At 64.7% G+C, this 19,756-nt stretch carries 16 protein-coding genes and 1 tRNA gene; 9 read left to right on the forward strand and 8 right to left on the reverse strand.

All coding sequences use genetic code 11. The features are described 5' to 3' along the window. Window positions 1-508 precede the first annotated feature (508 nt). Entirely contained in the window at window positions 509-2,773 is a 2,265-nt protein-coding gene (katG, locus tag AC07PQ_RS05030; protein ID WP_101338574.1) for a catalase/peroxidase HPI, read from the reverse strand. Window positions 2,774-3,212: 439 nt separating this feature from the next. Here katG and AC07PQ_RS05035 point away from each other — a divergent pair, with 439 nt between their 5' ends. The 3 genes from AC07PQ_RS05035 to AC07PQ_RS05045 all read left to right on the forward strand — a co-directional run bounded on the left by AC07PQ_RS05035 (window position 3,213) and on the right by AC07PQ_RS05045 (window position 6,392). Next, complete coding sequence (locus AC07PQ_RS05035) at window positions 3,213-3,803, forward strand: hypothetical protein (RefSeq protein WP_493184321.1); 591 nt, start codon at window positions 3,213-3,215, stop codon at window positions 3,801-3,803. Window positions 3,804-3,917: 114 nt separating this feature from the next. Then, window positions 3,918-4,694, forward strand: a complete 777-nt coding sequence (locus AC07PQ_RS05040; protein WP_284169400.1) for a nucleotidyltransferase domain-containing protein — start codon at window positions 3,918-3,920, stop codon at window positions 4,692-4,694. 180 nt (window positions 4,695-4,874) lie between these two features. Continuing rightward, window positions 4,875-6,392 (forward strand): T6SS phospholipase effector Tle1-like catalytic domain-containing protein, encoded by a 1,518-nt coding sequence (locus AC07PQ_RS05045; RefSeq protein WP_493184320.1) that lies wholly within the window; start codon window positions 4,875-4,877, stop codon window positions 6,390-6,392. A gap of 109 nt (window positions 6,393-6,501) precedes the next feature. Here AC07PQ_RS05045 and AC07PQ_RS05050 read toward each other — a convergent pair whose 3' ends face one another. Then, entirely contained in the window at window positions 6,502-7,926 is a 1,425-nt protein-coding gene (locus AC07PQ_RS05050; protein ID WP_492570886.1) for an MFS transporter, read from the reverse strand. A 140-nt stretch (window positions 7,927-8,066) separates the two neighbouring features. On the opposite strand from AC07PQ_RS05050, the gene AC07PQ_RS05055 reads away from it, so the two are divergent. Further along, window positions 8,067-8,957 (forward strand): LysR family transcriptional regulator, encoded by an 891-nt coding sequence (locus AC07PQ_RS05055; RefSeq protein ID WP_101338579.1) that lies wholly within the window; start codon window positions 8,067-8,069, stop codon window positions 8,955-8,957. A gap of 120 nt (window positions 8,958-9,077) precedes the next feature. Next, complete coding sequence (locus tag AC07PQ_RS05060; RefSeq protein ID WP_007927903.1) at window positions 9,078-9,779, forward strand: 8-oxoguanine DNA glycosylase OGG fold protein; 702 nt, start codon at window positions 9,078-9,080, stop codon at window positions 9,777-9,779. A 127-nt stretch (window positions 9,780-9,906) separates the two neighbouring features. On the opposite strand, the gene AC07PQ_RS05065 is transcribed toward AC07PQ_RS05060, so the two are convergent. Beyond that, a complete protein-coding gene (locus AC07PQ_RS05065; protein ID WP_493184319.1) occupies window positions 9,907-11,535 on the reverse strand; it encodes an ATP-binding response regulator in 1,629 nt (542 codons plus the stop codon). Between the two features lie 113 nt (window positions 11,536-11,648). Between AC07PQ_RS05065 and AC07PQ_RS05070 the strand changes: the two genes are divergently transcribed. Both AC07PQ_RS05070 and AC07PQ_RS05075 read left to right on the forward strand, forming a co-directional pair. Beyond that, window positions 11,649-12,254 carry a LuxR C-terminal-related transcriptional regulator gene (locus AC07PQ_RS05070; RefSeq protein WP_007927901.1) on the forward strand — a complete coding sequence of 202 codons (606 nt, stop codon included), beginning with the start codon at window positions 11,649-11,651 and terminating at the stop codon, window positions 12,252-12,254. 105 nt (window positions 12,255-12,359) lie between these two features. Further along, window positions 12,360-13,022 (forward strand): glutathione S-transferase family protein, encoded by a 663-nt coding sequence (locus AC07PQ_RS05075; RefSeq protein ID WP_101338581.1) that lies wholly within the window; start codon window positions 12,360-12,362, stop codon window positions 13,020-13,022. Window positions 13,023-13,149: 127 nt separating this feature from the next. Here AC07PQ_RS05075 and AC07PQ_RS05080 read toward each other — a convergent pair. Beyond that, a tRNA-Gln gene (locus tag AC07PQ_RS05080) sits at window positions 13,150-13,224 on the reverse strand. Window positions 13,225-13,652: 428 nt separating this feature from the next. Between AC07PQ_RS05080 and AC07PQ_RS05085 the strand changes: the two genes are divergently transcribed. Further along, on the forward strand, window positions 13,653-15,365 hold the full coding sequence (locus tag AC07PQ_RS05085; RefSeq protein ID WP_493184318.1) for an amidase: 1,713 nt from the start codon (window positions 13,653-13,655) through the stop codon (window positions 15,363-15,365). A 130-nt stretch (window positions 15,366-15,495) separates the two neighbouring features. Here AC07PQ_RS05085 and AC07PQ_RS05090 read toward each other — a convergent pair whose 3' ends face one another. Beyond that, on the reverse strand, window positions 15,496-15,975 hold the full coding sequence (locus AC07PQ_RS05090) for a YybH family protein (RefSeq protein WP_493184317.1): 480 nt from the start codon (window positions 15,973-15,975) through the stop codon (window positions 15,496-15,498). Between the two features lie 16 nt (window positions 15,976-15,991). Beyond that, a complete protein-coding gene (locus tag AC07PQ_RS05095; RefSeq protein WP_493184316.1) occupies window positions 15,992-16,978 on the reverse strand; it encodes a zinc-binding dehydrogenase in 987 nt (328 codons plus the stop codon). Between the two features lie 132 nt (window positions 16,979-17,110). Here AC07PQ_RS05095 and AC07PQ_RS05100 point away from each other — a divergent pair, with 132 nt between their 5' ends. Then, entirely contained in the window at window positions 17,111-17,998 is an 888-nt protein-coding gene (locus AC07PQ_RS05100; RefSeq protein ID WP_102680648.1) for a LysR family transcriptional regulator, read from the forward strand. Between the two features lie 204 nt (window positions 17,999-18,202). Here AC07PQ_RS05100 and AC07PQ_RS05105 read toward each other — a convergent pair whose 3' ends face one another. Both AC07PQ_RS05105 and AC07PQ_RS05110 read right to left on the reverse strand, forming a co-directional pair. After that, complete coding sequence (locus tag AC07PQ_RS05105) at window positions 18,203-18,988, reverse strand: PhzF family phenazine biosynthesis protein (protein WP_493184315.1); 786 nt, start codon at window positions 18,986-18,988, stop codon at window positions 18,203-18,205. Window positions 18,989-18,993: 5 nt separating this feature from the next. Continuing rightward, window positions 18,994-19,710 carry a helix-turn-helix transcriptional regulator gene (locus AC07PQ_RS05110; RefSeq protein ID WP_493184314.1) on the reverse strand — a complete coding sequence of 239 codons (717 nt, stop codon included), beginning with the start codon at window positions 19,708-19,710 and terminating at the stop codon, window positions 18,994-18,996. Window positions 19,711-19,756 lie beyond the last annotated feature (46 nt).

Raw genomic sequence — 19,756 nt, forward strand, 5'->3', positions numbered from 1 at the left:
CAACCGTTGTAACTGCCGTTCTCATCATCCTTGACGGCAGCAACCTATTTGTAAAAATGCACGAGGGTCAACTCCGCACTCACACCGTTTGCATGTTCTCGACGCCCGATCTGATGGGCCTGTGGCCGCCACATCAGGCGTCCAAATCAGGCTTGCCACCATACCCAAAGAGACGAAGGTATAGGGGTAGGAATTATCCAAAATTGCCGTAAGGAAAACCTGATCCTGATCAGATCAAATGCACTTGAGCAGTCAGAGAAAGGACAGGTCATCGACACCTATCAAGAGATGGATATCCCCCGTTCTGTCCCAATGAGCCCAGGCAATCTCCACCCCGCGAACAGTCACCGCTACCTTCCCCTCGGACAAAAAAACGCCTCCACACTGGGAGGCGTCAGCAACTTTCAAAAACACCGAATGGTTTATGAGGCGCCTACCTCCGGCCTGGTGCCCCCGACCTGAACCATCGGGTCGAGAGCCCTGTTTCCAGACCTCAAGGCGCTTCCCCTCACCTCAGATCAAACCGATCCAGATTCATCACCTTGACCCAGGCCGCGACAAAGTCCTGCACGAACTGCCCCTGCCCATCCGCGCTGGCATAGACCTCGGCCAATGCCCGCAACTGGGCGTTGGAGCCGAAGACCAGGTCGACGCGGGTGCCGGTCCATTTGACCTGGCCGGTCTTGCGGTCGCGGGCTTCGAACTCTTGTTGGGCGTCGGAGACAGGTTTCCATTCCACGCCCATGTCCAGCAGGTTGACGAAGAAGTCGTTGGTCAGCGCGCCCGGCCGTGTGGTGAAGACGCCGTGGGGGGTGTGGCCGACGTTGATGTCGAGCACGCGCAGGCCGCCGATCAGCACCGTCATTTGGGGGGCGGTGAGCGTCAGCAGTTGCGCCTTGTCGATCAGCAGCGCTTCGGCCGGTACCGCGTAGCGGGTCTTGAGGTAGTTGCGAAAGCCATCGGCGATGGGTTCGAGGTAGCCGAACGACTCGACGTCCGTCTGCTCCTGGCTAGCGTCCATGCGCCCTGGGGAAAACGGCACGCTGATGTCGAGGCCGGCGTTTTTCGCGGCCTGTTCGATGCCGGCGCTACCGCCGAGCACGATCAGGTCGGCCAGGGAGACTTTCTTGCCACCGGATTGCGCACTGTTGAAATCCTTCTGGACCCCTTCGAGGGTCGCCAGCACCTTGGCCAGTTGCTCGGGCTGGTTGGCCGGCCAGTCCTTTTGCGGGGCCAGGCGCAGGCGCCCGCCGTTGGCGCCGCCGCGTTTGTCGGAGCCACGGAAGCTGGAAGCCGCCGCCCAGGCGGTGGACACCAGTTGCGACACCGACAGGCCCGAGGCCAGCAATTTGGCCTTGAGTGCGGCGATATCGCTGTCGTTGACCAGGGCATGATCCACCGCGGGGATCGGGTCTTGCCACAGCAGTTCTTCGTGGGGCAGTTCCGGGCCCAGGTAGCGCGAGAGCGGGCCCATGTCGCGGTGGATCAGCTTGAACCAGGCGCGGGCGAAGGCGTCGGCCAGCTGATCGGGGTTCGCCAGGAAGCGTCGCGAGATCGGCTCGTAGATCGGGTCGAAGCGCAGCGCCAGGTCGGTGGTCAGCATGGTCGGGTTGCGCCGCTTGGAGGGGTCGTGGGCATCGGGGATGATGCCGGCGCCGGCGCCACCTTTGGGCGTCCACTGGTGCGCGCCCGCCGGGCTCTTGGTCAGCTCCCACTCGAAGCCGAACAGGTTTTCCAGGTAGTTGTTGCTCCAGCGGGTGGGCGTGGTGGTCCAGGTCACTTCCAGGCCGCTGGTGATGGTGTCGGCGCCCTTGCCACTGCCGAAGGTGCTCTTCCAGCCCAGGCCCTGCAGTTCCAGGCCGGCGGCTTCAGGTTCGGCGCCGACATTGTCGGCGGGGCCGGCGCCGTGGGTCTTGCCGAAGGCGTGGCCGCCGGCGATCAGGGCCACGGTTTCTTCGTCGTTCATCGCCATGCGGGCGAAGGTTTCGCGGATATCTACCCCGGCGGCCACCGGGTCCGGGTTGCCCTCGGGGCCTTCGGGGTTCACATAGATCAGGCCCATCTGCACCGCGGCCAGGGGGTTTTCCAGGTTGCGCCCCTGGTCGGTGCGGCTTTCTTCATTGCCAGGCTCGGCCACCAATTGGCCCTCGCCGGGTTCTTGCATGGCGGCTTTATCCGGTTTGCCATAGCGGGTGTCGCCGCCCAGCCATTTGTTTTCCGAGCCCCAATAGACGTCTTCGTCCGGTTCCCAGGCGTCCGGGCGACCGCCGGAAAAACCGAAGGTCTTGAAGCCCATGGATTCCAGGGCGACGTTGCCGGTAAGCACGATCAGGTCGGCCCAGGAGATGTTGCGGCCGTACTTCTGTTTGATCGGCCACAGCAGCCGGCGCGCCTTATCGAGACTGACGTTGTCCGGCCAGCTGTTGAGCGGGGCGAAACGCTGCTGGCCGGAACCGGCGCCGCCACGGCCGTCACCGACGCGGTAGGTCCCGGCGCTGTGCCAGGCCATGCGGATAAACAGCGGCCCATAGTGGCCGAAGTCGGCGGGCCACCAGTCCTGGGAGTCGGTCATCAGCGCATGCAGGTCTTGTTTCAGGGCCTGGAAATCCAGGCGCTTGAAGGCTTCGGCATAGTTGAAGTCCTCGCCCATGGGGTCGGACAGGGACGAGTGCTGGTGCAGGATCTTCAGGTTCAGTTGGTTCGGCCACCAGTCGCGGTTGGTTACCCCACCGCCGGCGGCGTGGTTGAACGGGCATTTCGATTCGTTTGCCATGAGGAGCTACCTTTGGTCGTATTCATCCAGCTATCCGCCCCGGATGGGCACGAAATAGCGACAGGCGAAAGCAATGACATAGGTTGCGGGGCTCACAGTTCGCTCAACTGATGGGTGTGGCCACAGGGCATGTTGCAGAGCGGCAAGCGAGTTGCCAGGACGGTGGCCCACGGTAAGCCCAGTACGCTTCTGACTCGTTCTTCGTTATCTCTTGATCAGGTCTCATCCGGCCGGCTCGCGCCAGCGCTGAATTAAGGCTAGACCCTCTGTGGCGGATCGCTAATAGCCGGACTATTGGTTGTTGATAGGGACAAACTTTTACCCGGGGCCCAAGGCCGAAGCCAATGATAGGGACAGCCCCGCGGGGCTCTGACGGCTTTTGCGACTGATGCCCCGCCCTTTTCGTCCGCCCGACGCGTACAGAGCACGGGAGAAGACCATGAACCAGCGCCCGCGTTGCACGGCCATCCACGAAGCCGGCCACGCCCTGGCCTTCTGGTGGAACGGTCAACCGATCGCCCGCATTACCGTGCGCACCAAGGCCGAAGCCGACGCGGGTCCGATGCTCGATCGGCGGGGCAACCCGCGCTATGTAGAGGGGTTGGTGGAAGCCGATTACCTGGTCCCGCGCCCGGCCTTCGACGCCCCGGGGATCGCCGAATACCTGCCGTCGATGGTCGAGGCCATCGAACGCGACCTGCTGCATTGCTTTGCCGGCCCGGTGGCCGAAGCGATCTACCGCCACGGCCGATCCGACAGGCTGATAAGAGGCAGCGGCCGCGGCGACCTGAGCCGCGCTCATGAGCTGATCAGCCTGCTGCCACCGCGCAAGCTGCTCGACGCCGAATCCCGGGCCCTGGCCCGCGCCAGTTGCCTGGTGCATCGCTACTGGCCGGCGGTCGGCGCGGTGGCGGACCTGCTGCAAGAGCGCGGCATGGTCGAGGGGGAAGCCATCACGGCGCTGTTGTGCGCGATCAACGGCGAGTCGCCGACGCCCCTCGGTAACGATCTGGCGAGCCTCGACCCGTGACGGCGTGGCGTTGAACCGCGCCGGCTTGCGCGATCCGTGAAGTCAGCCAGACTGTCTGCCAATCGCCCGCCTGGCCCGGGCGGTTTTCATCGCCATTGCCCCACCGAGATCACCATGTCGCAGTACCCAGGCGTCGACGCCGAAGGTTTTATCCAGTCCCTGCCCGACCAGCCGTTGCAACCAGCGTTCAGCCACCTAGTGGATGAGTTGCGTGCGATGCTCTCGCGGCGTTTTCCGGCGCTGCTCGATGGCCTGTACCTGTACGGCAGTGTGGCCCGTGGCGACGCGCGGCCGGGCACCTCCGACCTGGATGTGACCCTGGTCCTGGCCTGGGCACCGAGCCCCGCGGAGCGCCAGCGGCTGGAGCAGACGCGGCAGGCGCTGGAGGCGCGGCACCCGGAGGTGTCGAAGATCGATTTCGACATCGGTGTGCTCAGCGAAGTGCTGGCGCCCGACAATCGTTACCGCTGGGGTTTCTGGCTCAAGCATCAGTGCCGCTGCATCTGGGGCAATGACCTGGGGCTGCGCTTCGAACCCTTCCGTCCGAGCCGGACCATCGCCCTGGCACTGAATGGCGACTTCTCCCAAGTGCTGGAAGGCTACGCTCAGCAGCTGGAACAAAGCCGCGAACCGTTGCAGCAGCAACGCCTGCAACGGGCCGCGGCGCGCAAGGCGCTGCGCTCGGCCAACCTGCTGCGCGGCGAGCAGGAACGCGGCTGGCCGACCACCCTGGAGGAGCATGCGCAGCTGCTGACCGCGGCCGAACCAGGGATGGCCGAGTACGCCGCGTTCTTCCTCAAGCAGGCCTATGTTCCCCAGGGTTCGGTGAGTGAGTTCGTGCAGCGGTTGCGGGCCTACAGCGCGTTGCTGGTGGGGGAAAGCGCGGGGTGACTCCTGGCCGCCCTCTCCGCTCATGGCGCTGGCGTCGCTCAGGGGAACCTGATTCCGACCCGATGATGGCATTTTGACAACCTTCGACTAGGTTCACTTGAGCAGCCAGCGGGGCACCCTCACCGACCTCCATCGGCTGCATTGCCACGCCTTCCGTATCCGGTCACGGAGACCTTCGATATGCGCATCACCCTTCTGTTGAGCCTCGCCCTCCTGTCAGCCTGTTCCACCCCACACAACAGCGCGATCAAACTGCAAACCACACAAGCTCTCGACACCCAATTACTGAGCAAAGCCCGAACGGCCCCATCGCAGGCCTCAGCACAAAAGTGCGCGAATGCGTTCGATACCGAGGGTATTGAAGACGGCTATTTCAAAGTCCGGGAGCGCTGGAAACTCCTCGACTGCCTGTACAGCGATGCCAAGCCCAGAAAACTCGTGGTGCTGCTCGACGGCACGGAAAACACCAAGGAGGACAACACCAATATCTGGCGCATGTACAACCAGGCGCTCGAGCAGGCCAGGAACGGGGCCAGGGTCATTCCCTATTACGACAAGGGCGTGGCCACCAGCATTACTACTCCCTTCGGTGCCCTGTTCGGCAGCGGGGTCAGCCTGAATATCCGCCAGGCCTACCGCTTTCTGATTGAGGCTTACCGGCCCGGTGACGAGATCTATATCTTCGGTTTCAGCCGCGGCGCCTTCACCGCTCGTTCGTTGAACGGTTTTATCGAAGTCGCCGGCCTGCCCAGCAACCTGAAAGCCGATAGCCGCGACGACAGTTTCCTGTGGGGCTGGACCGGCCATATGCACGATGTGGTCGAAGACATGTACGACATCTACAAGTCGAGAAACGATGGCGTGCCTGGGTTCGACGACAAGCTGCGCAAGCTTCTGGCGCAGTACCGGCACGACAACGGCATCAGGGTCTATGGCGACACCCCCGACAAGAGCGCTGAAAAAGTCGTGGTCAAAGTCATCGGGGTATTCGACACCGTACCGGCGGTGGGCACCAATCTGAAGGAAGAGCCCGATGAACACCGCCTGGAGCTGTATGCCGAGCGCGGTTACCACGCCATGTCCCTGGACGAACAGAGAGCCTCGTTCCGCCTGCTGCGCTTCGGCCTGCAGCAATCGAAATCACAGGTACTGGAAGAGGTATGGTTCGCCGGCGCGCATGCCGATGTGGGGGGCGGTTACCTGAATGCCCCGGACACCGCCAAGTGCGGTGAAAGCCCGTATGCCAAGGGCGGCCAGGGGCTGGAGACCATCCCGCTGCGCTGGATGCTGAAGAACCTCGAGAGCGACGGCCTATTCGCCAACAGCACGAGCTGGCCGGCCGAGTGCATCGGCGGTCCGCTGCATGATGAATTCCACGATGCCAAATACGTGATCAGTTCCGCCTACAAGGAAGCCGGGCTGATTCGCCGCAAACCGGTGGAACGAGACAAGGTCCATGCCAGTGTGTTTCTGAGAATGGACATCCCCCAATTGAAGGCGCCTCATCCCTTGCGCGAACCCGAGGCCCGCTACGACCCGATCAACCTGGGTTACGCCAGGCGCGAGCGCTGCCAGAACGACGACCTGGAGCGCAACTACACCATTGTCGGCACCTACAAAGCCAACTGCACAACCACCAACGGCACCGTCAGGAAAGGCGCAAACAACGACGCGGTGAACGTCGAGAGTGCCCAATAAAACCACCGGACCAGGAACGGCCCGCGATTGTCCCACGCAATCGCAGCCGCTCCCCGCCACGCCTCGCTCCTACAGAAGATGTTTGCAGTCGGCTGACGCTGCCTGCGGGCTAAACCGTCGAATCCACTGCCTGCCGCCCACGCAGCTGGCTGGCCAGCGCAACAGACAACGCCATGACCACCAGCCCCGCGGCCAGGGCGAAGGTGAAGCCCATACCACTGCCGACGGCCTCGGCGCTCGCCGTGCTCAGGTCCCCTGTCACCGCGGCGAACACCGCGCCCATCAGCGAGGCGCCGGTGATCAGCCCGAGGTTGCGCGACAGGTTGAGCAGGCCGGAGATCACTCCGCGCTGTTCGGCGCCCACCTCGCTCATCACCGCGGTGTTGTTGGCGGTCTGAAACGTTGCATAGCCCAGGGTGATGACAACGATGGGCGCCAGGTAGCCGCCAATGCCCAGGCTCGCCGGCAGCAACGCCAGCATCAGGCAACCGAGGACCATGGCGCCGAGACCGGCGAGGATCATCGGCCGCACGCCCAAACGATCGGCGATGCGCCCGGCCGGCACGCCGCTCAGCGCGGTGACACAGGGGCCGAGCGACATCGCCAGGCCCACCGTAAAGGTTTCCAGCCCGAGCCCGTGGGCCAGGTAAAAAGGCCCGACCACCAGCGTTGCCATCATCACCGTCGAGACCAGCGCACTCATGGCCAGGCTGCCGCTCAAGGCCGCATCGCGAAACAGCGCCAGGCGTATCAGCGGCGCGGCCACCCGCGCTTCCACCCAGACAAACAGGCCGGCCGCCATCAGCGCCGCCAACAGCAGCCCGGCGTTGAGCAGGCCGAAATGGCCGCGGCCCAGGGTCATGGCCATCCCGTAGGCCAGCAGCGTGAGGGCCAGCAGCAAGGTGCCCAGCGGGTCGAACGCGCCTCGTTCAAGGGCCCGCGCCTGACCAGCAGCCGGCAGATACCGATAAGCCAGCACCCAGGTCAGCCCGCCCAACGGCACGCAGGCCAGGAACAACGCCTGCCAGCCGAACCCGGCGATCAATCCCCCGCCCAGGGACGGGCCGAGGGCGGTGCCGATCGCCGACATCGTGCCCAGCAGGCCCATGGCGCTGCCGGTGCGGGCCTTGCTGACCGTCTCGCCAACCAGGGCCAGGGTCAACGCCATCATGATCGCCGCGCCGACGCCCTGCAGCGCCCGGGCGCCGATCAGCATCCCCAGCGTCGGGGCGGCGGCGCAGAGCATCGAGGCCAGGGTGAACAGCAGGATCCCCACCAGCAGCAGGCGCCGCCGTCCCAGCAAATCGCCGAGCCGGCCGACACTGACGATCAGCGCGGTCATCGCCAGCAGGTAGGCAAGGACCACCCACTGCACCTGCTGGAAGCTCGCCCCGAACGCCTGCACCAGGGTCGGCAAGCCCACATTGGCGATGCTGGTGCCCAGCGACGCCAGCAACATCGACAACGACAGGCTGGCCAGCGCCCAGCCGACTGACACAACGTCCGGTTCTGTTCCGCTACTGACTGGCTTCACTCTGCACTCCCGCTCTGACCCGCGCGAAATGGCGCTGTCGCCAATCTAGCCCGCGGTCTAACATGGCGGAAGACGCAGCCTTTGCAGGTTATTCGTGCGCCTGACGCCATCTCACTTTTGTGCCAGACAGGACCGCCGCCATGTCCACACCCGATCTCAATCTGCTGATCACCCTCGACGTGCTGCTCGCCGAAGGCAGTGTGGCGCGCGCCGCCCAGCGCCTGCGGCTAAGCCCGTCGGCGATGAGCCGGGCCCTGGCGCGCCTGCGCGAAACCACCGGCGATCCGCTGCTGGTGCGCGCCGGCCGCGGCCTGGTGCCGACCCCGCGCGCCCTGGAACTGCGCGAGCGGGTCGGCCATCTGGTGCAGGACGCCGAAGCCATGTTGCGCCCCGTCGAACGGCTCGACCTGCAGCGCCTGGTGCGCACCTTCACCCTGCGCAGCAGCGACGGTTTCGTCGAGAACTTCGGCCCGGCCCTGGTCGCCCGCCTGCGCGCCGAAGCCCCAGGGGTGCGCCTGCATTTCATGCAGAAAACCAGCAAGGACAGCACGCCCCTGCGCGACGGCACGGTCGACCTCGACACCGGCGTGGTAGACGCCAACGCCAGCCCGGAAATCCATACCCGCGCGCTGTTCCGCGATCGTTTTATCGGCGTGGTGCGCAACGGTCATCCGCTGAGCCGCGGGCCGATCAGCGCCGCCCGTTATGCCGCTGGCGAGCATGTGCTGGTATCGCGCCTGGGCCCAGGTCGCGGGCTGGTGGACGATGCGTTGCAGGCGGCGGGCCTGACGCGCGATATCGCCACTGTCGTTGGCGGTTTCTCCGCCGCCCTGGCCCTGGTCCGCGCCTCGGACCTGATCGCCGCCGTCCCCGAGCGCCACACCCACAACCTGCGCAGCGGCCTGCACAGCTTCGCCCTGCCGCTGGCCACGCCGGAAATCACCGTGTCCATGCTCTGGCATCCACGCATGAACAGCGACCCGGCGCATCGCTGGTTGCGCGAGTGCGTGCGGGAGGTGTGTGGAAAGTGAGGTAAAAAACACGGGGACGGATGATCCAAGGCCGTCATCGGGCGCTTTGCGCCATGCTCACCATGGGCGTGCAGGAAGGATCGCGGTAAAAAGCGCTTCAACGATTTCACTACCACTGGAATGACTCTTGTGAACAAGAAAATAGCCACGACGGCTGCCACTCCTGTCAGCCTGGTCGACTTGCTCCGCGGCACCCGGACTATCGACCCCCTGCGACAGTCCATCGGCATGAAGTGGTCGAGCTTCGAACGTTATGGCGCGGCCTTCCAACCGGTATTCGATGGTGCCAAGGCAATCACCCTGAGCAGAGCGGATGTGTTCAGTGCATTCCAGCAGGATCCCCATCTGGGGGCTCTGAGCGCTATCGCCTGGGGCTTCCCGCGTGGCGGGCTGCCGGGCGGCAGAACGCTTCAACACGCACTGAACGCTCTCCCGTTCATTCTCGAGCAGATTGGCCCAGGCGCCACCTTGAACGACGAGCTATACGAGCAGGTCAACTCACTGCCCAACGTCAAGAACGGCATCACCACCAAGTTGCTGCACTTTGGCGGTATCACGACCAGCGAAGGCCATAGGGCACAGATATACGACTCGAGAATACATAAGTACCTCACTCGGACAAGGCCGCAGGAATATGCGTCCCTGACAGCGAAAATGGCCACTTACCGATACGTTCCAACGCCCTCTCAATACCTTGAATACCTGCGAATCACTGAGCAGGTGGCACTTGAGGTCGGGTACAGCGACCCGTCTCGAGTAGAAATCTTCATGTTCAGCAATGCACCTGAGACACGCAAAGCCCGGCACGGAGCCGAGCCCTGATTCGCGGTGCCTTTCACAGTGGTTCGCGAATCACCGCCCTGGCACATTTGCGCTAATCGACCCCCCTCCCCCAGCACCACGGTTTTGCGGCGCGAAGGAAGCGGCCAGGGCTCGCCGAACCGCCCTGTCACGCCTCGGGCATGACCGCCGGCGCAGAATGCTGGCGCAGCGCCCGCAAGCTGCCGCGCAGTTCGGCCGGGCGCACCGGCTTGGACAGGATGGCGATATTGCGGTCGTGCAACGCGGCCTGGATCTTCTCCACCTCATGCCCGGTGAGGATCAGCGCCGGCACCGCCCAGCCGCGCTGCCGGCGCAGGCTGTCGATGCACTCGATGCCCGTGGCGTGGTTGCCCAGGTCATAGTCGGCGACGATGACGTCGCAGTCGCTGACCAGGTCCTTACCGCAAAGCTCGGCCTGGACCACACAGCCCCAGCGCTCGAGCAAGGCCGAGGTGGCCAGCAGCACGTTGCGATCATCCTCCACCAGGCACACTTTCAAGCCGGTCAGCAGCCCCGCCTGCCGCGCCTCGTCGAGGCTGGCGGCTTGCAACTGCGGTGGCGCCAGGGGCAACCCGTACAGGCTCACCGCCGTGCCGTGGCCCAGCCGCGAACGGATCGCCACCTCGAGCCCCATCAACTGCCCCAGGCGCTTGACGATGGACAGGCCCAGGCCCACGCCTTCGACGTCCTTGTCCCGTAGCTCGCGCACCCGATAGAACTCCTCGAACAGGTTCGGCAGGTGTTCTTCGGCAATCCCCCGGCCCTGGTCATAGATGACGATGGCCAGCCCCGCCCCCCGCTGGCGCACGCCAATCAGCACCGGTCGCCGCGCCGCGTACTTGAAGCAGTTGGATAGCACGTTCTGGACCATGGTGGTGAGCAGCGCCGGGTCCGCCCGGACCCAGTGCGAACAGGGGCGCAGGCGCAGCTCGACCCCGGCCCAGCGTGCGGCTTCGGCGTTCTGCCGCATCTGGTCGGCGAGGAATTCGCCCAGGTGCAGGGTCTGGAAACTGGGTTGCACCCGCCCGTTGTCGAGGGTGTAGAGGTCGAGAATCGAGCGGAACAATTGCGAGACGTTGAGCAGCGAGCGGTCGATGTTATCCACCAGGCGCCGCTCTTCGTCGCCCAGGCGCGCCTCGCGCAGGCAGGCGGTGAACAGGCCGATGGAGTGGATCGGCTGGCGCAGGTCGTGGCTGGCCTGGGCGAGAAAACGCGACTTTTCCAGGTTGGCGGCAATCGCCTCTTCCGAAGCCTTGCGCGTGCGCTCCAGCAAGATATGGGCGTAGACCGGGATCACCGTGCTGGTGATCAGCAGCATCAGCACCATGAAGGGTTGCGCCTGCCACAGCGGCGTCAGGCGATAGACCACCAGCAGCGCCATTAGCGCCAGGGCCGTGGCAATCGCCAGGTAGCGCGAGCCATAGCGCATGCCATTGCCCAGGTTGACCCAGACCATCACCGCGTACAGCGGCAACGCCGCCTCCCCGCCGACCACCAGGCCGAACGAGGTGCCGGTGTAGTCGTGGACCATGCTCAGGATCCGTCGCGCCGGATAATGCCCGGGCCAGTGCACGATGGCCTGGCGCAGGACGATCGACAGCAGCAGGAACAGGACGATATAGATCACGATCGGCAGGTAGGTATCGACCCGCTGCCCGGGCAGGAAACCCAGCACGCCGATATAGGCCACGGCACAGGAACCGACAATAATGCGCAGGTTGGCCTGGTCGAGCTCGGTGTTTTTCTCGAATTTCATGGGGAACATCCTTGTGCGCCAGTCGTCGTACTCGACACGAACCACAGGCAGTTGCCTGGCCCGCTGCTAAAGTAGCTGCCTCAAGGAAAGCTCGACCCAAGGAGAGTCACCCCATGGCATGCCGGATTATCATAGCCGACGATCACCCGCTGTTTCGCGAGGGCATGTTGCGCACGGTCCAGCGCCTGCTGCCGGATGCGCTGATCGAACAGGCCGGCGACCTGGACAGGGTACTCGCCCTGACCCGGGCCGGTGACGAACTGGACACGCTGATCCTCGACCTGCGTTTTCCAGGCCTGACCTGCGTCAGCCAGCTGGCCGAACTGCGCAAGCAATTGCCGCGCACCACCCTGATCGTGGTGTCGATGGTCGATGACCAGACGCTGATCGGCGAGGTCATGGCCGCCGGCGTCGACGGCTTTATCGGCAAGAACATCGCCCCCGACGAGATCGGCCAGGCGGTCCTGGCCATTCGCCAAGGCGAAGTACTGGTCAAGTTCGCCCCTTCCGGCCTGCTGCCGCTGGGCACCGGCGCCACCCTGACCGCGCGCCAGCACGAGGTGCTGCGCCTGATCGCCCAGGGCAAGACCAACAAGGAAATCGCCCGCGAACTGGAGATCTCGCCCTTCACCGTGCGCATCCATGTGTCGTCGCTGCTGCGCATCCTCAATGTGCCATCACGGGCCGCGGCGGCGGTGAAATATTCAGGGGGGCTGTAGCCCGGTTCGTCGCCTGCCGACGCGTGGCCATCCAGGCAGGCCGATACTGTGTGGGTTTCCCTGCTGGCACGTCGTGCGCCCCACCCTTCACCGAGGAACCGGAACATGCCGCTGACCCTGTATTTCCATCCCCTGTCGTCGTTCTGCCACAAGGTGCTGATCGCCCTGTACGAACACGGCATCGCCTTTGAAAAACGCATCATCGACCTGGCCAACGACGCCGACCGGGCCGAGCTGCAAAGCCTGTGGCCGCTGGGCAAGTTCCCGGTCATCCGCGATCACGCCCGGCAGCGCGATGTGCCGGAATCGAGTGTGATCATCGAGTACCTGGATCGGTTTTATCGGGGCCGGCAGCCATTGATTCCGGATGATTGGGACAGCGCGCTGGAGGTCCGGCTGTGGGACCGTTTTTTCGATTGCCATGTCCAGGGGCCGATGCAGCGGATAGTCGCCGATCGCCTGTATGGCACCAATGGGGACCTGAGCCGGGAACGCGCAGCCCTGCTGAGCGCATACACCATGCTCGAACGGCGCCTGGCCTCGAGGACCTGGGTGGCCAGCCCGGACTTCAGCCTGGCCGATTGCGCCGCCGCCCCGGCCTTGTTCTATGCCAGCACGCTGGTGGCCTTTGCCGATGACCATCGCCATTTGCGCGCCTATTTCGAGCGGCTGATACAGCGCCCCTCGTTCCAGCGGGTCATCGACGAAGCCCGTCCCTACTTTGTCCACTACCCGTTTGCCGAGGCCATTGCGCCGCGCTTTCGCTAGCCGCCGAACCAGAGCTGAGGTGATGGGAATATTCCGGGCACACAAAAGCGGGCCGCTTGAGCATCCGGATGGAGCCGAGGCCGTGCCTTGGGGGGAGCGTTTGATAAATAGAGGGAGGGATGAGAGATGGCAGGGGCGGCTGGATTCGAACCAACGCATGGCAGGATCAAAACCTGCTGCCTTACCGCTTGGCGACGCCCCTATCTCTGCTGTTGCTTGCTTTCACTGCAAGCCCCGTGGGGGCCTCTGCAAGAACGCGCGGAAATTTATCAACTTTTTCGTCGTCTGTGAAGTCAAAGATGCATAAATTTGTTTTTAAAACAGCTACTTACTTTTTGGGGCCTGAGTGAGGTAAAAACCGCCGATGCCCGGCAACCGCTATACGGCGGGCGCCAGTCGCCGATCAGCCGCCAACAACGACGGCGAAACCTTTAACGATTCCCCGCCGGCAACTTGGTGCAAAATACCCCGCTCAGGTTGTAGCCCAGCCCCAGTCGCGTCGTGCCGCGCAACGAGAACCAATATGAACACCCATTGTGAGATAAGCGATGTGCCCAAGCCGCCCCAACCCCAGCGCCAGTGTGATGGCAACTTTCACTACATCACCCCTCAGCAGCCGGCGGTAACAGCATGATCGAAGTCACCGAGGTTTCCATTGCCCAACTGCGCGCCGCGCTCGAAGCTGGCCAGACCACGGCGGTCGAACTGGTCCAGGCCTATCTCGCCAGGATCGATGCCTACGACGGCCCCGATACGCCTACCGCCCTCAATGCGGTAGTGGTACGCAACCCCGACGCGCTCAAGGAAGCCCAGACCTCCGACGCCCGCCGGGCCAAGGGTGAAACCCTGGGTCCGCTCGATGGAATACCCTACACCGCCAAGGACAGCTATCTGGTCAAGGGCCTCACCGCGGCTTCCGGCAGCCCCGCCTTCGCCAGGCTGATCGCCTATCGCGACGCGTTCACCATCGAACGGCTGCGCGCCGCCGGGGCGATCTGCCTGGGCAAGACCAATATGCCGCCCATGGCCAACGGCGGCATGCAGCGCGGAGTCTATGGCCGCGCGGAAAGCCCGTACAACGCCGCCTACCTCACCGCACCGTTCGCCTCGGGCTCGTCGAACGGCGCGGGTACCGCCACCGCCGCCAGCTTCGCCGCCTTTGGCCTGGCAGAGGAAACCTGGTCCAGCGGCCGGGGACCTGCCTCGAACAACGGCTTGTGTGCCTATACCCCGTCGCGCGGGGTGATCTCGGTGCGCGGCAACTGGCCGCTGACCCCGACCATGGACGTGGTGGTGCCCTATGCCCGGACCATGGCCGACCTGCTCGAAGTGCTCGACGTGGTGGTCGCCGAGGACCCGGACACCCGTGGCGATCTGTGGCGCCTGCAACCCTGGGTGCCGATTCCCAGCGTGGCCTCGGTGCGCCCGGCGTCCTATCAGGAACTGGCCGCCAGCAGCAGCGCCCTGGCCGGCAAGCGCTTCGGCGTGCCGCGCATGTACATCAACGCCGACCCCGAGGCGGGCACCAGCGAGGCGCCGGGGATCGGTGGCCCGACCGGGCAACGCATCGACACCCGCCCTTCGGTGATCGGCCTCTGGCAGCAGGCGCGCCAGGCGCTCGAAGCCGCCGGCGCCGAGGTGCTCGAAGTGGATTTCCCCCTGGTGTCCAATTGCGAGGGCGATCGCCCCGGCGCGCCGACGGTGTTCAACCGCGGCCTGGTGTCCAAGGAGTTCCTGCACCATGAGTTGTGGGACCTGACCGCCTGGGCCTTCGATGACTTCCTGCAAGCCAACGGCGACCCGCAGCTCAATCGCCTGGTGGACGTCGACGGCCCGCTGATTTTCCCTCACGACCCGGGCACCCTGCCCAATCGCGAAGGCGACCTCGCCGCCGGCATGGACGAGTACGTGAAGATGGCCGAGCGCGGCATCACCCCCTGGGACCAGATCCCCAGCGTGCCCGACGGCCTGCGCGGCCTGGAGAAAACCCGCAAGCTCGACCTCGAGGACTGGATGGACCGTCTCGGCCTTGATGCGGTGATCTTCCCCACCGTGGCCGACGTCGGCCCGGCCAATGCCGATGTCGACCCGGCGTCCGCGGACATTGCCTGGAGCAATGGCGTCTGGGTGGCCAACGGCAACCTCGCCATCCGCCACCTGGGCGTGCCCACGGTCACCGTGCCGATGGGCGTCATGCCGGACATCGGCATGCCTGTCGGGCTGACCTTCGCCGGCCGCGCCTACGACGATTCGAACCTGCTGCGCCTGGCGGCGGCCTACGAGTCCACCGGCAGCAAACGCCTGATCCCGCCGCGCACTCCGGCGTTGCTGGCGGGCAAGTAATCGGCGGGTAAACAAGCAAGGGCGGGATGGAGCATGACCAGCTCCAATCCCACCCGCTAACAGCGCGCTTGAACACCGAGCCCCATCCGTGGCCTGTTCCAAGGCAGCGCCGCGCCTCTGCTTCCTTCAGCTACTTGCGTGGCTGGGTGGTCGAGAAGATATAGCGTGCAAAACGCCATTGGCCATCGCTTTCTCGATGCAACAGGAAAACCTCCTGATTGCCTTCACCGCTGGCAGGCTGATCCCCCCTCAGCAACTTCACCGTACCGTTGGAACGGGTCCGGGCGAACGCCCAGTCCCGTGACAGCGGCTGGATTTCATCGATGGTGAAACGCACGTCGAGCCTGAGCAGGTCGAAGATCTGCCGATACGCCGCGCGTATCGCGTCACTTCCCACGGCCGGCGGGCTGTTCTGCGGCATGAACACCGCGTCGCCGGCATACAGGGTCATGACGTGGTCGAGGTCGGATGCGTTCAACGCCGTTTCATAGCGCTTGAGCTGTTGGGTGACCGCCGCCGTCACGCTTGCCTCGGCGGCTGGCTGGGCAGCCTGGGCCGCCAGGGACAGCAACAGGCTGGCAAGCACCAATGTGATCAATCGAATACCCATGATGTTCTCCTTGAGATCAAAGCACGACGACGAGCTTGCCCAGTGCGCGATCGCTTTCTATCAGGCGATGCGCCTCGCGGACTTCGTCAAAGGCAAAGGTTCGGGTATGGATGGACGGTATGCGCTGGGCGGCGAGTTCCTTGGCCAGCCACGGCAGCGGAGTGTCCTGCAAGGGCAGGGCCGGCGTACCGAACAAGCCGCTCGGGAAAAAGTTCAGACGCACGCCCGCGGGCAGGTCCTGCATCAGGTGGAACTGCTCCAGAATCGGCGCGCCGCCAAGCAGCCCGATCACGCTCACCGCACCGAAGGGGCGCAGGGTCTTGAGGGTATCTCGCAGTGTGGGCGCGCCAACGACTTCCAGGGCCGCATCGACCCCAGCAGACGCAATTTCGCGGATGCGCGGGGCGATATCGCCGTTGTCGACCACCACCACGTCGGCCCCTGCCTGGTAAAGGCGCTGGCTGTTTTCCGGGGCGCGGGTGGTGGCGATGACTTTTAATCCACGAGCCTTGGCATAGGTGATGGCGGCCAGGCCAACCGATGAGGTGCCTCCGCGAACCAGCAAGGTCTGGCCCTTCTGGATGCCCAGGCTCTTGTCCAGCGCACCCCATACCGTGAGGTAGGCCTCCGGCAGCGTAGCCAGTTGTTCCCAGGACAAAGAAGTGTCATCCAGCGCAATCACGTTGCTGCGTAGCACCGTCACCTGCTCGGCGTAGCTGCCATTGCGGGTGAACTGCATGCCGCCCATGGCCGTGACCACCCGCTGGCCCGTGCGCAACAGACCCGAGGGGTCCTGGATGACTTCACCTACCGCCTCGATGCCCGGCACCCGAGGTGCGCTGATGGCGCCCATCTTGCCAGCGCGCAGATAGGTTTCGGCGCGGTTGAGACCAAAGGCGCGGACGCGGATCTGGACTTCGTCGGCCGTCGGCTCGGGGGACGGGATATCCCGCAATTGCAGGACTTGCGGGCCACCGGTCTGTTCGATCACATAAGCTTTCATGCTGGAATTCCTCAAGTACGCTGTGGGTCGGAGCGATTGCCGTCAAGGCAGTGGCGTCACTATCCTTCAAGCGAAACTGGAAGATAATCCACACAACAGATAGGCTTCCTCTCATAAACGAGAGGATCAGCCATGGACTTCAACGCCGTCCGGATGTTTGTCAGCGTGGCGCAGGCCGGCAGCCTTTCCGCCGCCGCCGAGCGCCTGGAGATTCCCCTGCCCACCTTGAGCCGACGCATTCGCGAGCTCGAACAGCAGCTGAAAGTGCAACTGCTCGAACGCTCGGTACGGGGCACCAAGCTCACCGACTCGGGGGCGCGCCTGTACGAACACGCCAGCCGCGGTATCGAGGCGCTGATCGAAGGGGAACAGGCGGTGATCAGCGATCAGGCCCTGTTGAAAGGCCGCTTGCGGCTGTCGTTGCCGCCCTCGTTCGAACCCTGGTGGGATGTGCTGTCGGCGTTCCAGCGCCGCTACCCGCAGGTCGAGGTCAGCGTCCATACCACGGAGCGACGCATCGACCTCATCGAAGACGGCGTGGATGTGGCGTTACGGGTCGGCGCGATTACCCATGAGACCATGGTCGCCCGCCGCCTGCTGAGCTATCGCCACCTGCTGGTAGCCAGCCCGGCGTTGCTTGAGCGGCTGGGCCCGCCCCGCAGCGTCGAGGCGCTGAATGCTTACCCCTGCGGAGTCTGGAGCCAGGGCAGCCCGGGGACCTGGCAGTTGGGAGAGGTGGCCTTCAAGCCCAGGGCCATGCTCGCCACCAACGACTATGCGCACCTGCGCAGCCGGGCGCTGGCCGGTGACCTGGTGACGGAACTGCCGCCCTTCCTCGCGGCGCGTGCCATCCGCGAAGGCCGGCTGCTGGCGCTGCTGCCCGACTATCCCTTGCCCGAGCAGCAAATCAATCTGCTCTACCCGTCCCACCGTCACCCCTCGGCCATCGTGCGGGCGTACCTGGACTTCTCCCAGGGGTACATGGGCTACCTGACAGAGGTGTCGTCCACTCAGCAGTGATTCGCTCCTGAAGGGCCCAGGCACGAGCCGAATCGATCAACCCTCCTCCAGCCGCTCCCGCAGGAACTCGATAAAGCGCTGGGCCTTCGCCGGCAGCAGGCGGGTTCGGTAAAGACGTAGAGCGGAATGGGACGCCAGAGCCGCATGAAGCGGTTCCGGCGAGCTTCGTTCACTGATGATCCTGGCGAAGGAAACGCCAGGCCGTCAGATAAAGATCGTGCCCTTCAGGTACAGCGCGCCCTGGCCGCTGATCAGCACCCGGCCGTTATCCAGCACCTCGCACCACAGCTGGCCCTTGCGCGCCCCGCCCTGCTCCGCGCTCAGCCGGGTTTTGCCCAGGCGCTGGGCCCAGTACGGCGCCAGGGAGGTGTGGGCCGAGCCGGTGACCGGGTCTTCGTTGACCCCGACGCTCGGGCCGAACCAGCGGGAGACGAAATCGAACTGCTTGCCCGGCGCGGTGACAGCGATGCCGCGCACATCGAACTTGGCCAGGGCAGCGAAGTCGGGCTTGAGGCCGGCGATGACCGCTTCGTCCTCAACCACCAGCAAATAGTCGTCGGTGCGGTACAGGGCTTCTGCGCGCGGCAGGCCGAGGGCGTGCAGCAGGCTTGGTGGCATCTCCACGGCCGCCGGCTGCTTGGCCGGGAAGTCCATGGACAGCCGCTCGCCGTCACGGCGTACGCGCAACTCGCCGCTGCGGGTGCTGAAGCGCAGCAGTTCGCTGGGTTCGTTCAGCTGTTCGAATAACACCCAGGCCGCCGCCAGGGTGGCGTGGCCACAGAGGTCGACTTCCACGGTCGGGGTGAACCAGCGCAATTCGAACAGCTCGCCGTTGCGCACGAAGTAGGCGGTTTCCGAGAGGTTGTTCTCCTCGGCGATCCGTTGCAGCGTGGCGTCGGGCAGCCAGGCGTCCAGCGGGCAAACCGCGGCCGGGTTGCCACCGAAAGGCGTGGAGGAAAAGGCATCCACCTGAAAGATATCGAGCTGCATCGGCTTCACTCCTGTTGACTGGCTTGGTCTGTGGCCCGGATCTGGTCCAGGTAGTTGTAGATGGTGTAGCGGGTGACGCCGAGGGCCGCGGCGGCCTTCTCGATACCACCCTTGACGATGAACAGCCCGCGGTCCTGCATCTGGCGCACGGCTTCGAGCTTCTGGGCTTTCTTCATCAAGGCCCGGCCGCCGGGGCAGGCTTGTTGAATGATTTGCGCCATTAACTGCTCCATGTCCTGGGGCTCGTCGTGGCGTAGTTCGGGGGCTGCGCCCAGGCCCAGCAGCTCGCCCAGGCAGGCATGGGCGGCGGCGATACCACTGAGGTCGGCGTTGGTGCACAGAGTGGCGAAGGGCTGGCCGCTGCTGTCGCGATACACCACCGTCGAGCTGCGCAACGGGCGACCGTCGGGCGCGGTGGTCGGGTAGTTCTCCACCAGCACCGGTTCGCTGCTGGAGCGATCCTCCATGGCCCGGCGCACGGCGATAAACCCCAGGTCTTCGCGCGGCCCGGCCAACACCGGGCTGCCGACCCGGCGACCGGTGACATGGCCATTGGCGATGGCGACGATGGAGGCCTCGGGCCGGCTCAGGTCATGCAGGACGATTTCGGTGTGCCGGCCCACCACGCTGCCGAGCATGCTCAGGGTGCTGTGCAGCACCTTGAACACCAGTTGGCGTTCGGCGGCACACTCGGGGGAAAAACGGCTGTCGGGGGTTTTCATGGCGGTTTCGCGAAAAAAGAATTCGGCGAAAATATCAACACCAAGC

Source organism: Pseudomonas sp. GW821-FHT09E12 (assembly GCF_059416085.1).

Bases quoted from the DNA above. Each gene is read 5' to 3' on its own strand.
- katG (WP_101338574.1), bottom strand. From the start codon at position 2,773: ATGGCAAACGAATCGAAATGCCCGTTCAACCACGCCGCCGGCGGTGGG.
- AC07PQ_RS05035 (WP_493184321.1), top strand. From the start codon at position 3,213: ATGAACCAGCGCCCGCGTTGCACGGCCATCCACGAAGCCGGCCACGCC.
- AC07PQ_RS05040 (WP_284169400.1), top strand. From the start codon at position 3,918: ATGTCGCAGTACCCAGGCGTCGACGCCGAAGGTTTTATCCAGTCCCTG.
- AC07PQ_RS05045 (WP_493184320.1), top strand. From the start codon at position 4,875: ATGCGCATCACCCTTCTGTTGAGCCTCGCCCTCCTGTCAGCCTGTTCC.
- AC07PQ_RS05055 (WP_101338579.1), top strand. From the start codon at position 8,067: ATGTCCACACCCGATCTCAATCTGCTGATCACCCTCGACGTGCTGCTC.
- AC07PQ_RS05060 (WP_007927903.1), top strand. From the start codon at position 9,078: ATGACTCTTGTGAACAAGAAAATAGCCACGACGGCTGCCACTCCTGTC.
- AC07PQ_RS05065 (WP_493184319.1), bottom strand. From the start codon at position 11,535: ATGAAATTCGAGAAAAACACCGAGCTCGACCAGGCCAACCTGCGCATT.
- AC07PQ_RS05070 (WP_007927901.1), top strand. From the start codon at position 11,649: ATGGCATGCCGGATTATCATAGCCGACGATCACCCGCTGTTTCGCGAG.
- AC07PQ_RS05075 (WP_101338581.1), top strand. From the start codon at position 12,360: ATGCCGCTGACCCTGTATTTCCATCCCCTGTCGTCGTTCTGCCACAAG.
- AC07PQ_RS05085 (WP_493184318.1), top strand. From the start codon at position 13,653: ATGATCGAAGTCACCGAGGTTTCCATTGCCCAACTGCGCGCCGCGCTC.
- AC07PQ_RS05090 (WP_493184317.1), bottom strand. From the start codon at position 15,975: ATGGGTATTCGATTGATCACATTGGTGCTTGCCAGCCTGTTGCTGTCC.
- AC07PQ_RS05095 (WP_493184316.1), bottom strand. From the start codon at position 16,978: ATGAAAGCTTATGTGATCGAACAGACCGGTGGCCCGCAAGTCCTGCAA.
- AC07PQ_RS05100 (WP_102680648.1), top strand. From the start codon at position 17,111: ATGGACTTCAACGCCGTCCGGATGTTTGTCAGCGTGGCGCAGGCCGGC.
- AC07PQ_RS05105 (WP_493184315.1), bottom strand. From the start codon at position 18,988: ATGCAGCTCGATATCTTTCAGGTGGATGCCTTTTCCTCCACGCCTTTC.
- AC07PQ_RS05110 (WP_493184314.1), bottom strand. From the start codon at position 19,710: ATGAAAACCCCCGACAGCCGTTTTTCCCCCGAGTGTGCCGCCGAACGC.